Here is a 13,460-nt window from a genome sequence, read left to right on the forward strand (position 1 = left end):
ACACCCATGCGCGTCTATTATGATCGCGATGCCGACATCAACCTGATCAAGGGCAAGAAGGTCGCCATCATCGGCTATGGCAGCCAGGGCCGCGCCCACGCGCTCAACCTCAAGGATTCCGGCGCCAAGGACATCGCCATCGGCCTGAAGCCGGGTTCGGCGACCGCGAAGAAGGTGGAGGCCGACGGCCTCAAGGTGATGACCGTCGCCGAGGTCGCCAAATGGGCCGACCTGATGATGATGGCCACCCCGGACGAATTGCAGGCCGACATCTATCGCGACGAGATCGCCCCGAACATCCGCGACGGCGCGGCGATCGCCTTCGCCCACGGCCTCAACGTGCATTTCGGACTGATCGAGCCGAAGTCGACCGTCGACGTGCTGATGATCGCCCCCAAGGGCCCCGGCCATACCGTGCGCGGCGAGTACGAGAAGGGCGGCGGCGTGCCGTGCCTCGTGGCCGTGCACCAGGACGCCTCGGGCAACGCGCTCGACCTCGGCCTGTCCTATGCCTCGGGCGTCGGCGGCGGCCGCTCGGGCATCATCGAGACCACCTTCAAGGAAGAATGCGAGACCGACCTGTTCGGCGAGCAGGTGGTGCTCTGCGGCGGCCTGGTGGAACTGATCCGCGCCGGCTTCGAGACGCTGGTCGAGGCCGGCTACGCCCCGGAAATGGCCTATTTCGAGTGCCTGCACGAGGTGAAGCTGATCGTCGACCTCATCTATGAGGGCGGCATCGCCAACATGAACTACTCGATCTCCAACACCGCGGAGTGGGGCGAGTACGTCTCCGGCCCGCGCATCATCACGCCCGAGACCAAGGCGGAGATGAAGCGGGTGCTGACCGACATCCAGACCGGCAAGTTCACCTCGGAATGGATGCAGGAATACCGCGCCGGCGCCGCCCGCTTCAAGGGCATCCGCCGCATCAACGACGCGCACCAGATCGAGGAAGTCGGCGCCAAGCTGCGCGGCATGATGCCGTGGATCGGCAAGAACAAGCTGGTCGACAAGGCGAAGAACTGAGCGTTTCCGCTCACGGCGACATGGCCGGGCTTGTCCCGGCCATGTTCGTTTGCGGGTAGGCGCCGGTTGGTGAGCCGGCCTGCCGTCACCCGCATGCCCTCATGGCCGGGCTTGACCCGGCCATCCACGCGGTGTCAGCCGGCGCCACGATATCAATCCCACCCATGATCGTGGGTATGAACATCGCGCCCAAAATGTGCGAAATCTCGATTCAAGATCGAGGGGCGCGGGCATGGGTGAGACCGACGATTTCGAGTGGGACGACGACAAGGATGTGGCGAATCGTGCCAAACGCGGTTTGCCGCTTCTGATCGCATCGCTGCTCTTTGATGGGCGGGAATGTCTGACCGACATGTCACCCAAGGCGCCCGACGGCCTGCCGCGCTTTGAAACCATGGCCGAGCTTGATGGGCGTGTGCTATTCTGCGTATGGCAGTGGAAGGGAACGCGTCGCCGCGTCATCTCGTTGCGAGTTGCTAATCGGAGTGAACGGCGTGCCTACCAAGAAGCAATTGGAAGAGGCCGAACGTCTCGCAAAGACAGTTGACTGGGCAAAGTTCGACGCCATGTCGGACGAGGAAATTCGCGCGCATTGGGCCTGGGACAAGGATATGGCCTGGCCGACCAAGGCAGAACTCGCCGAGTTCGACCTCGTCATCCCCGCGAAAAGCCGTCGCAAGCCGCCGCCGGAAGCCGCCGAATAGCGCGCCCGCCGGCCCGTTTGCCGACCGGTTCGGCACCCCTGTCTTCCCTTGTCCTTGCTTGCCCGCGCCTTCCGCCGCCGCCTCGTCCTTTCACTCGCCGGTCGTGGCGATGCGGATGCACACCGCCTCCCCCGTCGCCTTGGCGACGTACATCTGCCGGTCGGCGAGATGGAACAGGTCGGCCACCGTGTCGTCCGCCCGCGCCTGCACGCCGACGCCGATCGCCGCCCCCACCTGCAGGGTGGTTCCATCCGCGATGCAAATCGGCTCGAACACCGAACCGGCGATGCGGGCGAGCAACGGATCCAGGCTTGAAGTGTCCCCGCAGGACAGGCTCATGATGATGGCGAATTCGTCGCCGCCGATGCGGGCAGCGACGTCGCCGTCGCGGCAGCTGCGCCGCAGCCGCGCCGCCAGCTCCCGCAGCACCTCGTCGCCGATGCCGTGGCCGTGCCGGTCGTTGATCGGCTTGAAGCCGTTGAGGTCGATGAAGGCCAGGGCCACCTGGCGCTCGGCCGCCGGCCCCGCGAGCCGTTCGGCAAGCCGGCGGTCGAAGCCGGTGCGGTTGGGCAGGCCGGTGAGGCCGTCGGTCTCGGCCGCGGAGGTGAGGTCGCGCTCGCGGGCCTGCTGCGCGGCGACGCGCTCGGCGATGTCGACCAGCATCTCGACATCATAGACCACCCCGTCGATCACCGAGCGCTGCGCCGACACCAGGGTCGGGATCAGCCTTCCGCTGGCATGGCGGATCGTCACTTCCTCAAGCTTGTAGCTGCCGGCCTCGTCGAGCAGCCGCCTCCGGCGCGTGCGCTCGGGCGAATCGACGACGGCGCCGCGGGCGATCATGTCCTGCCCGCTTATCTCTTCCCAGGTGAAGCCGGTGAGCGCGAGATAGGCGGCGTTGACCTTCACATAGCGATTGATCCCCGGCCCGGTGGTGGAGATCGACATCGCGACCGGCGAGAATTCGAACATGCGCCCCAGCATGATGCCGAGCACCTCCGGGCCGATGTCGAGCTCCTCGCTCGACAGGGCGGCATCGGCTGAGCTCGAATCGCGCAGCATGGGCGAGCCCTCGGTCAGCTGCCCCTGACGGGGCCGGCGGCGGCGAGTATAGCGCGTCCCGCCGCGACGGGTAGGACAGATATGGTGTCGTATCCCGCTCAGCCGCCCCAGAACTTCATCGCCGCCGCGCCCGGCGCCAGCAGCACGAAGGCCCACAGCATGGCCGAGGCGACATTGGCCATCTGGAAGATCAGCTGCGGCATGGCGAACATGCCGGCCACCAGCGGGATCACCGCCCGGATCGGCCCGAAGAAGCGGCCGATGAACACGCTCCAGCTGCCGAAGCGGTGGAAGAAGCGCTCGCCGCGCTCCAGCATCTGCGGATGGGTGGTGAAGGGCCACAGCTTGCGGGTGTGCTGCTTGAAGTGGAAACCGACCCAGTAGGACACCGCGTCGCCCAGCGCCGCGCCGGCCGCCGCTCCCGCCCAGACCGGCAGGAAGGCGATGCCGCCCGCCTCAATGAGCGGGCCGAGCCCGATCAGGATGAAGGTGGCCGGCACGACCAGCGAGATCACCGCCAGCGATTCGCCGAAGGCGAGGGCGAAGGCGATGAGGGGCGCCCAATGCGCATGCGCCTCGACGAAGGCGAGCGCGGCCTGCGCCCAGTTATCGGCTTCCATCGCGCAAGGCCCTCACAGCCGGTCGCGCAGGGCGTAATAGCTCATGCCGGCGACAAGCAGCGGCCAGCGCATGATCGGGCCGCCGGGGAAGGCCGGCACCGGCAGGCGGGTGAGCAGGTCGAAGCGGCCGAGCTGGCCGACCACCGCCTCGGCGAGGATCTTGCCGAAATACGGCGCCAGCATCACCCCCTGGCCGGAATAGCCGGCGGCGGTCAGCACCTTCGGCCCCAGCCGGCGCACGAACGGCATGCGGGTCATGGTGATGCCGAGCAGTCCGCCCCAGCCATAGTCGATCCGCACATCGGCGAGCTGCGGGAAGATCTTCAGCATATAGGGACGCACGAAGGCGCCGGGATCGGCGCGCAGCCGGCGGGTATAGCTCTCGCCGCCGCCGAACAAGAGCCGCCCGTCCTCGCTCAGCCGGTAGTAGTTGACCACGAAGCGGCTGTCGGCCACCGCCGCGCCATTGGCGATGATCTCGCGCGCCCGCGCGCCCAGCGGCTCGGTGGCGGCGATGTAGTTGGCGATCGGCATCACATGCCGGTCGACGCGGGCGTCGAGCCCGTCCTGCAGCCCGTCGCCGCATTCGAGCACCCACTCGGCCTCGACCACGCCGTCCTGCGTCGCCACCCGCACCTTCCCGTTCTCCTCGATCCGCCCGGCGCGGGAATGCTCGAAGAGGCGGGCGCCGGCACCGGCCGCGGCGCGGGCGAGGCCGAGCGCCAGGTTGAGCGGGTGCAGGTGGCCGCCTTCATGGTCGATCATGCCGCCGTAATAGGCGTCGGAGCCGACCAGCGCCCTCAGTTCCTCGCGCGAGAGCGGGGCGGCGTGGGGGTAGTCGTAGACCTCGTTCAGCTTGCGGGCATAGGCATGCGAATGGGCGACATAGGCCGGCTTGTGGTCGGCGACGATCATTCCCTTGCGCGGCGCGCAGTCGATGGCGTGGCGTTCGATCAGCGCGTAGAGCTCGGCCTTGGCCTCCTCGGCGAGGCGCCACAGCGCGCGGGCCTCCTCGAGCCCGACATGCGCCTCCAGCCAGTCCTGGTCGCGGCGCTGGCCGGAATGGATCTGGCCGCCATTGCGGCCGGAGGCGCCGGAGCCGACCCTGGCCGCTTCCAGCAGCACGACGTCGAGCCCGGCCTCGGCGAGGTGCAGGGCCGCGGACAGCCCGGTATAGCCGCCGCCGATGACGCAGACATCGGCGCGCACCGAGCCCTTCAGCGTGGGGAAATCGCCGATCGCCGCGGCGGTCGCCACGTACCAGCTGTTCGGATGGCCGTTCTCAGTCAATGCACATCACCCGGTAGGCGTCACCTGCGCGCGAATAATTTCTCGATGTCGGGAAGCGACAGCGTCACGAAGGTCGGCCGGCCGTGGTTGCACTGGCCGGCATTGGGGGTGCGTTCCATCTCGCGCAGCAGGGCGTTCATCTCCTCGGGCCGCAGCCGCCGGCCGGCGCGCACCGAGCCGTGGCAGGCCATGGTGGCGGCGACATGCAGCAGCCGCCGCTCCAGCGGCAGCGCATCGTCCCATTCCGCGGCATGCTCCGCAAGCTCGCGCAGCAGTTCCGGGATATCCGCCTCGCCGATCAGCCCCGGCACCTCGCGCACCAGCACCGCGCCGGGGCCGAACGGCTCGACGACGAGGCCGAGGCGCGCCAGCGCCTCCGTGCGCTCCGCCAGCCGCCCGGCCTCGGAGGGGTCGAGCTCGACCACCAGCGGCACCAGCAGCATCTGCCGGGCGAGGCCGTCGCGCTCCATCGCCGCCTTCAGCTTCTCGTAGACGATGCGCTCATGGGCGGCGTGCTGGTCGACGATCACCACGCCGTCCCGCGTCTGCGCGACGATATAGGTCTCGTGCAGCTGGGCGCGGGCGGCGCCGAGCGGGCGGTCCATGGCGTCCGCTGTCGCCGGGGCCTCATGGGCGCGGGCATCGGCCGAGGGGGCCAGATCCAGCCCCAGATCCAGCCCGAGGCCGAGCGCCGGCCCCGCCGGCATGGACGTGAAGCCGGGCTGTGCATCTTCGGCGAAGCCGGCTTGCGCCGGGGCGGTCGGCTCCGGCGCGGTCCATCCCTCCGGCCTGGCCCATGATTGCCGCCAGTCGAAGGAGCCGGCCCGATAATCGGGGGCGCGATAGGGCGCCGCCGCACCGGGCCCGGATCCCATGCCCGGCCGGGCGAGGCTGACCAGCCGGTCGGCGGCGGTCGAGGCGGTGCGCGGCACGCCGGCCATCAGCGCGTCGGTCAGCGTGCGCACCATCAGCGCCCGGATCAGGCCGGGATCGCGGAAGCGCACCTCGGTCTTGGCCGGGTGCACGTTGACGTCGACGCCCTCGGGGTCGAGGTCGAGGAACAGCACCGTCACCGGATGGCGGTCGGAGGGCAGCAGGTCGGAATAGGCAGCGCGGATGGCGCCGATCAGCACCTTGTCGCGCACCGGGCGTCCGTTGACGAACAAATACTGCGCCAGCGAATTGGCCTTGGAATAAGTCGGCAGCCCGGCGAGGCCGGTGAGCCGCGCCCCCTCCCGCCACCCGTCTATGTCGAGCGCATTGGCCGCCACCTCGTGGCCGAGCACGTCGGCGATGCGGGCGCGGCGCCCGCTCGCGTCGGCGCTGCGCGCCGGCCAGGTGACGGGCGCGCGCTCGTCGGTCACGACCGTGAAGGCGACCTCGGGGCGGGCAAGCGCCAGCCGGCGCACCGCGTCGACGGCGGCGGCGGTCTCGGCGCGCTCGGATTTGAGGAATTTCAGCCGCGCCGGGGTGGCGAAGAACAGGTCGCGCACCTCCACCCGCGTGCCGGGGCCGAGCGCGGCCGGGCGCACCTCGCTTTTCGCCCCCGCCTCGACGCGGATCTCATGCGCGCTCGCCGCGCCCGCCGGGCGGCTGGTGATCGACAGCCGCGCCACCGCGCCGATCGAGGGCAGCGCCTCGCCGCGAAAGCCGAGGGTCGCGATCGACATCAGGTCCTCGGCGTCGAGCTTGGAGGTGGCGTGGCGTTCCACCGCCAGCGGCAGGTCGGCCGCGCTCATGCCGCTCCCGTCGTCGGTGACGCGCATCAGCCGCCGCCCGCCGCCGTCGATGACGATCTCGATGCGCCGCGCCCCGGCATCGAGCGCGTTCTCGACGATCTCCTTCAGCGCCGCAGCCGGACGCTCCACCACCTCGCCGGCGGCGATGCGGTCGACGAGCGTGGAGGGCAGGAGGCGCAGCGGCATCGGGCAGAATCGCGATTCGTTCGGTTGATCAGGACGCCAGCCTACACCGTCGCGGGGTCGCGCGCTTCCCGGCCGCGCGCTTGCCGGGCCGTGGGCTCCGCGCGATCAGGAATCGGGCGCGATCAGGAATCGGGAAAGCCCAGCCAGGGTTCGATGCGCTCGAAGGTCTCGTCCATCGCCCAGGCCGGGAAGAACGGGAAGGGGAAATGGCCGTAGAACAGCGAGAGCTGCCATTCGGCGGCCGACTCGCCCTGCTTGGCGATGGCGGCGAGATAGAGCGCGGAGGCGATGCCGGAGCGGTCGGCGCCGCCCTTGCAGTGCACGAGGATCGGCTTGGGGGCGTCGCGCATGATGGCGATCAGCTGCTCGACCTGCTCCTGGGTCAGCTCGTGGCCGGCGGACAGGCCGAAATCGATATGCTTGATGCCGAGCTTCTCGCTTTCGGCGATTTCGGCGCCGTACCAGGCGGCACTTGTGGGCCCGCGCAGGTTGATCACGGTGCGTATGCCGTATTTTTTCTGCACGCCGGCGAGCTGGTACGCGTTGATCTGCGCCGAGCGGTAGAGCTCGCCGGGAACGACCAAATGGAAATTGCCGATCAGCTGCTCGATGCCGAGATAGGCGCCGCCCAGCGCTAGCAGGCCGAGGAAGCTCCATACCGTGTACCGGACGGCGCGTCGCAGCCGGCCCGGCCGGCGGGAGGCGGCGGCACCTGCGGGGGCAGCCTGGCTCCCGGACGACGACTGGTCCGGGGCGCCGAGGATATCGGTCTGGCTCAAGGTCGAGGCTCGCACGTTGGGCCCCAGACGATGGTACCGTTGGGGAAGATTGGAACGAGTGTAAAATACCACTCATCCATCGCCGAGAATCATGTCGGGATTTAGCCCGCCGCGGCCAGCCGCTCCGCCTTTTGCCGCTCGACTTCCTGCCGCTTGGTGATGATCGAGGCCGCCACCACGACGACGGTGACGATGGCGATCAGGATGGTGCAGGCGGCGTTGATTTCCGGCGTCACGCCGAGGCGCACCTGCGAATAGATGCGCATCGGCAGGGTGGTGGCGCCGGGGCCGGTGGTGAAGCTGGCGATGACTAGGTCGTCCAGCGACAGGGTAAAGGCCAGCATCCAGCCGGAAACCACCGCCGGCAGGATGATCGGCAGCGTCACCACGAAGAAGGTCTTGAGCGGCGGGCAGCCGAGATCGAGCGCGGCTTCCTCCAGGCTGCGGTCGAAGGTGACGAGGCGCGACTGCACCACCACCGAGACGAAGCACATGGTGAAGGTGATGTGGGCCAGCGTGATGGTCCAGAAGCCGCGGTCGAAATTCACCGCCACGAACAGCAGCAGCAGCGACAGGCCGGTGATCACCTCCGGCATGACCAGCGGCGCGTAGACCATGCCGGAGAACAGCATGCGGCCGGGAAAGCGCCCGTAGCGGGTGAGCGCGATCGCCCCCATGGTGCCGAGCACGGTGGCGACGCTCGCCGATAGGAAGGCGACGCGCAGCGTCACCCAGGCGGCGTCGAGCAGCTGGTCGTTCTGGAACAGCTTCCAGTACCATTCGACCGAGAAGCCCGCCCACACCGTGACCATGCGCGAGCCGTTGAACGAGTAGATCACCAGCAGCACGATCGGCAGGTAGAGGAAGGTGAATCCGGCCACGATCGAGGTGAGGTTGAACCAGGAGAGCCCCTTGCGCATCTAGCGGCCCTCCATCTCTTTGGCCTGGACGTTCTGGTAGAACATGATCGGTATCACCAGCACCATCAGCAGCAGCACCGCCACCGCCGAGGAGACGGTCCAGGAGCGGTTCACCGAGAACTCGGTCCACAGCACCTTGCCGATCATCAGCGTGTCGGAGCCGCCGAGCAGGTCGGGGATGACGAACTCGCCCACGATCGGGATGAAGCACAGGAGGCAGCCGGCGAACACGCCAGGCAGCGACAGCGGCCAGGTGATCTTCCAGAAGGCGGCGGTCGGCGGGCAGCCGAGGTCGGCGGCCGCCTCCAGCAGCGTCTCGTCCATCTTCTCCAGCGCCGAATAGAGCGGCAGGATCATGAAGGGCAGGTAGGAATAGACGATGCCGATATAGACCGCGGTGTCGGTGGCGAGGATCTGCAGCGGCTCATCGATGAGGCCGAGCGCGAACAGCAGCTGGTTGAGCAGGCCTTCCGGCGACAGGATGCCGATCCAGGCATAGACGCGGATCAGGAACGAGGTCCAGAACGGCAGGATCACCAGCATCAGCAGCGTCGGGCGGATGGATTTCGGCGCCCGCGCCATGCCGTAGGCGATGGGATAGCCGATCAGCAGCAGCAGCAGCGTCGAGATGGCGGCGATCCATAGGCTGGAGCCGTAGGCCTCGATGAACTCGTTGTCCCAGCTCAGCACATAGCCGTAATTCTCGAAATTCAGCTCGCTGAAGGCATCCTTGAAGGCGTCCCAGCCGGCGGCGAAGTCGAAGACCGGCGTATAGGGCGGCTGGGCGATGGCATCCTGCGACAGGCTGATCTTGAAGACGATCAGGAACGGGATGAGGAACAGGGCCAGCAGCCACAGATAGGGAATCGTGAGGACGAGCCAGCGTCCTTTGGCTTTCGCCGCCATGCCCGCCTCCTAGCGCATCAGCACGACGCCGGAATCCGGCGTCCAGGAGACCCATACCTTGTCGTCCCAGCTGATCGGCCGCTCCACCATGCGGGTGAGGTTGGGCTTGGCGGCCTTGATGCGCACGCCGCCCTCCAGCTCGACATGGTAGATCGACAGATCGCCGAGATAGCCGATGTCCCACACCTCGCCGCGCAGGCAGTTGGTCTCCTGCCCCGGCGGCGGATCGAGGTCGACCCGCACCTTTTCCGGGCGGATGGCGACGAAGGCGCTGTCGCCGGGCCTCGCCTCGACATTCTGGGCGATGCTGAGCTTGGCGCCGCCGCCGACCGGGGCGAACAGGGTGACGAGGCCGGGCTCGACCGTCTCGACCTTCGCCTCGATGAGGTTCACGTCGCCGACGAAATCGGCGACGTAGCGGCAATTGGGCTGCTCGTAGATCACGGTGGGCGGCGCCACCTGGATCAGCTTGCCGTGATCCATGACGGCGATGCGGTCCGCCACCGTCATCGCCTCCTCCTGGTCGTGGGTGACGATCAGGAAGGTCATGCCGAGCTTCATCTGCAGGTCCATGAGCTCGAACTGGGTCTCCTCGCGCAGCTTCTTGTCGAGCGCGCCGAGCGGCTCGTCGAGCAGCAGCACCTTGGGGGCCTTGGCGAGCGAGCGGGCCAGCGCGACGCGCTGGCGCTGGCCGCCGGAGAGCTGGTGCGGCTTGCGCTTGGCGAATTTCTCCAGCTTCACCAGCTTGAGCATCTCGTCGACGCGGGCGTCGATGGCGCCCTTCTCCATCCGGTCCTGCTTCAGGCCGAAGGCGACGTTGTCCCACACGCTCATATGCGGGAACAGCGCGTAGGACTGGAACATCATGTTGGTCTGCCGCCGGTAGGGCGGGGTGCCGACGAGGTCCTGGCCGGCCAGCGTGATGCGGCCCTCGGTCGGATCCTCGAAGCCGGCCAGCATGCGCATCAGCGTGGTCTTGCCGCAGCCGGACGGGCCGAGCAGCGCGAAGAATTCGCGCTCGTAGATGTCGAGGGACAGGTTGTCGACGGCGACGAATTCGCCGAAGCGCTTGGTGACGTTCTCGTAGCGGATGAGGGGGACGGCGGCCGGGTCGTTCCAGGGGGCGAATTTCCGGCGGATGCCGCCGATCGTGGTCTGCGTCTTCTCGGTGACGCCCGTGTTCATCTGCTACCCCGTCATGCCGCCGGCGGCCCGGCCCCTGACCGAACGCTAGCCGCCTTCCGGCGCCGGCTCAATGACCGGATGCAAACAATTTTACCATGCACCGATTGAGGCAGTACGCGGCGCCTTGACGGGCTGCGCGGGGCCGTGATTGCCTCCTTACCGCGCGGCAGACGCGCATTGGATGGTTCACATGGCTAAGAAGAAGAGTTCCGACAAGGACGCGGTCGGTTCTCCGCGCGGGGTCGCCAATCTGGCGGAGGCCAAGGCGTGGATGGCGGCGCGCGGCATCACCGAGATCGAATGCGCGGTGCCGGACCTCGCGGGCGTCGGGCGCGGCAAGATCATGCCGGTGTCGAAGTTCCTCTCCGGGCCGGTGATGAACCTGCCGCTGTCGGTGTTCTTCCAGACCATTTCCGGCGACTACCCGCCCTATGACAACCTGGTCGATTCGGTGGTGGTGGACAGCGACCTGGTGATGGAGCCGGATTTCTCGACGCTGGCCATCGTGCCCTGGGCGACCGATCCCACCGCGCAGATCATCCACGACGCCTATCACCGCGACGGAAGGCCGGTGGAGCTCGCCCCGCGCCAGGTGCTGAAGAACGTCGTCGAGCTCTACGCCAAGAAGGGCTGGAAGGCGGTGGTCGCCCCCGAGATCGAGTTCTATCTCGTCGAGCCCAACACCGATGCCGACTATCCGCTGAAGCCGCCGATCGGGCGCTCCGGCCGTCCGGAGATCGGCCGGCAGTCCTATTCGATCCAGGCGGTCAACGAGTTCGACGCGCTGTTCGAGGACATGTACGACTATTCCGAGGCGCAGGGCCTCGAGATCGACACGCTGATCCACGAGGACGGCGCGGCGCAGATGGAGATCAACCTGCTGCACGGCGACCCGATCGTGCTCGCCGACCAGGTGTTCCTGTTCAAGCGCACCATCCGCGAGGCGGCGCTGGCCCACAAGATCTACGCTACCTTCATGGCCAAGCCGATCGCCGACGAGCCCGGCTCGGCGATGCATATCCACCAGTCGGTCGTCGACGCCGAGACCGGCAAGAACATCTTCTCCGACAAGGACGGCGACCCGACGCCGGAATTCTTCTCCTTCATCGCCGGCCAGCAGCGCTACCTGCCGGCGGTGATGTCGATCCTGGCGCCCTATGTGAATTCCTATCGCCGGCTCACCCGCGATTCGATGGCGCCGATCAACGTGCAGTGGGGCTATGACAACCGCACCGCCGGCCTGCGGGTGCCGCCGTCCTCGCCGGCGGCGCGGCGGGTGGAGAACCGGGTGCCGTCCTCCGACGCCAACCCCTATCTGGTCATCGCCGCCTCGCTGGCCTGCGGCTATCTCGGGCTGGTCGAGGGGCTGCGCCCGACCGAGCCGCTCGAGTCCGATGCCAAGGGCCTCGATTTCGAGCTGCCGCGCGGCCTGCTGGAGGCGGTGGCGGCGATGCAATATTCCGACGAGATCGCCACCGTGCTCGGCCCGTCCTTCGTGAAGACCTATACGGCGGTGAAGCAGCAGGAATTCGACACCTTCATGCGGGTGATCTCGCCCTGGGAGCGCGAATACCTGCTGCTGAACGTGTGAGGGGAGGGGCGCTGGCCGCTGCCCGGAAGCGCCTCCTTACTCCCTTCCAGGCGTCCTCCCTCCCGAGCGTCTGCTGCCGGGAGGCGCGCCCCCTTCTCCCTCTCCCCGTGGGGGAGAGGGGTGGGGTGAGGGGCCTTCGGCGCTTCCCGATCGTGTCGCCCCTCACCGACCCGCGGAGCCTGTCCTCGGGCTCGCCGAAGGCGAGACCCGTGGGCGGGCCACCTCTCCCCAATGGGGAGAGGGAAGAAGGTCGAGGGGCCGCCCGCCTCACGCCGCCAGCATCTCGCGCACCAGCGGGATCACCTCGGTGCCGTAGAGCTCGATGGCGTGCATCAGCTTGTCGTGGCCCATCGGCCCGGCGCTGTATTTCAGGTCGAAATGGTCGAGCTCCAGCGCCTTGGCGGTTTTCGCGATCTTGGCCGCCACCGTCCGCGGCGAGCCGAGATAGAGCGAGCCGTGCGTCACCTCGTGCTCGAAATCCTCGCGGCTCATCGGCGGCCAGCCGCGCTCGGCGCCGATGCGGTCGCGATTGGCCTTGAAGGCCGGGAAGAACTCCTCGCGCGCCTGCTCGTCGGTGTCGGCGATATAGCCGGGCGAATGCACGCCCACCGGCTGCGGCGCGGTGCCGAGCTGGGCGAAGGCGCGGTGATAGAGGTCGACATAGGGCTTGAACCGCGTCGGGCTGCCGCCGATGATGGCGAGCATCAGCGGCAGGCCGTAGGTCGCCGCCCGCACCACCGATTCCGGCGAGCCGCCGACGCCGATCCAGGTCTTCATGGTGCCGCTTTCCGGCAGCGGGTAGACGTGCTGGCCCACCAGCGGCGGGCGCAGCTTGCCCTGCCAGCTCACCCCCTCCGGGCTCGCATTGTCCTGCAGCAGCGCGGCGAACAGGTCGAGCTTCTCCGAGAACAGCGCCTCGTAGTCCTTCATGTCGTAGCCGAACAGCGGGAACGATTCGGTGAAGGAGCCACGCCCGAGAATGATTTCCGCGCGCCCGTTGGAGATCGCGTCGACGGTGGCGAAGCGCTGGTAGACGCGGATCGGGTCGTCCGAGCTCAGCACCGTCACCGCCGAGCCGAGGCGCACGCGCCCGGTGCGCGCGGCGATGGCGGCCAGCACCACTTCCGGGGCGGAGACGGCGAAATCCTCGCGATGATGCTCGCCGACGGCGAAGAAGTCGACGCCGACCTCGTCGGCGCGCACGCCCTGCTCGACCAGATGGCGCAGCACCTGCGCCTGCGGGAGCGGGCGGCCCTCGGCATCGGCCATGACGTCGCCGAACGTGTCGAGCCCGAGATCGAGATGCTTTGCCATGGTGCCAGCCCTGCGTGCCGTGAAGGAAATCGACCGGCGCGTCGCCGGCCGCCCTCATATGGACCTTCCCGCCGCCGCGTACACCGTTCGGGCGATGGGCGCCGTGCAATGACGGGTTTTCGCGGCTGCAAGCTCGCA

At 68.2% G+C, this 13,460-nt stretch carries 13 protein-coding genes; 4 read left to right on the forward strand and 9 right to left on the reverse strand.

Going from position 1 to position 13,460, the window contains the following annotated elements; genetic code table 11:
* Positions 1-6: 6 nt before the first annotated feature.
* From ilvC to AC1RU4_RS12370, 3 genes are all read left to right on the forward strand, one after another.
* Positions 7-1,026, forward strand: a complete 1,020-nt coding sequence (gene ilvC, locus AC1RU4_RS12360; RefSeq protein WP_492891396.1) for a ketol-acid reductoisomerase — start codon at positions 7-9, stop codon at positions 1,024-1,026.
* A 232-nt stretch (positions 1,027-1,258) separates the two neighbouring features.
* Positions 1,259-1,573 carry a BrnT family toxin gene (locus AC1RU4_RS12365; protein ID WP_492891397.1) on the forward strand — a complete coding sequence of 105 codons (315 nt, stop codon included), beginning with the start codon at positions 1,259-1,261 and terminating at the stop codon, positions 1,571-1,573.
* Positions 1,521-1,730 carry a hypothetical protein gene (locus AC1RU4_RS12370; RefSeq protein WP_492891398.1) on the forward strand — a complete coding sequence of 70 codons (210 nt, stop codon included), beginning with the start codon at positions 1,521-1,523 and terminating at the stop codon, positions 1,728-1,730. Before AC1RU4_RS12365 ends, AC1RU4_RS12370 begins: the two co-directional genes overlap by 53 nt.
* A 90-nt stretch (positions 1,731-1,820) precedes the next feature.
* On the opposite strand, the gene AC1RU4_RS12375 is transcribed toward AC1RU4_RS12370, so the two are convergent.
* The 8 genes from AC1RU4_RS12375 to AC1RU4_RS12410 all read right to left on the reverse strand — a co-directional run bounded on the left by AC1RU4_RS12375 (position 1,821) and on the right by AC1RU4_RS12410 (position 10,417).
* Entirely contained in the window at positions 1,821-2,792 is a 972-nt protein-coding gene (locus AC1RU4_RS12375) for a GGDEF domain-containing protein (protein WP_492891399.1), read from the reverse strand.
* A gap of 98 nt (positions 2,793-2,890) precedes the next feature.
* Positions 2,891-3,412, reverse strand: coding sequence for a DedA family protein (locus AC1RU4_RS12380; RefSeq protein WP_492891400.1), 522 nt, complete (start codon positions 3,410-3,412; stop codon positions 2,891-2,893).
* Between the two features lie 12 nt (positions 3,413-3,424).
* Positions 3,425-4,702, reverse strand: coding sequence for an NAD(P)/FAD-dependent oxidoreductase (locus AC1RU4_RS12385; RefSeq protein ID WP_492891401.1), 1,278 nt, complete (start codon positions 4,700-4,702; stop codon positions 3,425-3,427).
* 20 nt (positions 4,703-4,722) lie between these two features.
* On the reverse strand, positions 4,723-6,627 hold the full coding sequence (mutL, locus tag AC1RU4_RS12390) for a DNA mismatch repair endonuclease MutL (RefSeq protein WP_492891402.1): 1,905 nt from the start codon (positions 6,625-6,627) through the stop codon (positions 4,723-4,725).
* 122 nt (positions 6,628-6,749) lie between these two features.
* On the reverse strand, positions 6,750-7,406 hold the full coding sequence (locus AC1RU4_RS12395) for a dual specificity protein phosphatase family protein (protein ID WP_492891403.1): 657 nt from the start codon (positions 7,404-7,406) through the stop codon (positions 6,750-6,752).
* 101 nt (positions 7,407-7,507) lie between these two features.
* Positions 7,508-8,326: an ABC transporter permease gene (locus AC1RU4_RS12400; RefSeq protein WP_492891404.1), complete on the reverse strand. Its 819-nt coding sequence runs from the start codon at positions 8,324-8,326 to the stop codon at positions 7,508-7,510.
* Positions 8,327-9,232, reverse strand: a complete 906-nt coding sequence (locus tag AC1RU4_RS12405) for an ABC transporter permease subunit (RefSeq protein WP_492891405.1) — start codon at positions 9,230-9,232, stop codon at positions 8,327-8,329.
* A 9-nt stretch (positions 9,233-9,241) separates the two neighbouring features.
* Positions 9,242-10,417, reverse strand: coding sequence for an ABC transporter ATP-binding protein (locus AC1RU4_RS12410; protein ID WP_492891406.1), 1,176 nt, complete (start codon positions 10,415-10,417; stop codon positions 9,242-9,244).
* 190 nt (positions 10,418-10,607) lie between these two features.
* Between AC1RU4_RS12410 and AC1RU4_RS12415 the strand changes: the two genes are divergently transcribed.
* On the forward strand, positions 10,608-12,008 hold the full coding sequence (locus AC1RU4_RS12415; RefSeq protein WP_492891407.1) for a glutamine synthetase family protein: 1,401 nt from the start codon (positions 10,608-10,610) through the stop codon (positions 12,006-12,008).
* A 267-nt stretch (positions 12,009-12,275) separates the two neighbouring features.
* Here the strand turns inward: AC1RU4_RS12415 and AC1RU4_RS12420 are convergent, their stop codons facing one another.
* Positions 12,276-13,322, reverse strand: a complete 1,047-nt coding sequence (locus tag AC1RU4_RS12420) for an LLM class flavin-dependent oxidoreductase (protein ID WP_492891408.1) — start codon at positions 13,320-13,322, stop codon at positions 12,276-12,278.
* Positions 13,323-13,460: the final 138 nt, after the last annotated feature.

The sequence above is a fragment of the Ancylobacter sp. GW821-FHT10E12 genome (assembly GCF_058809335.1).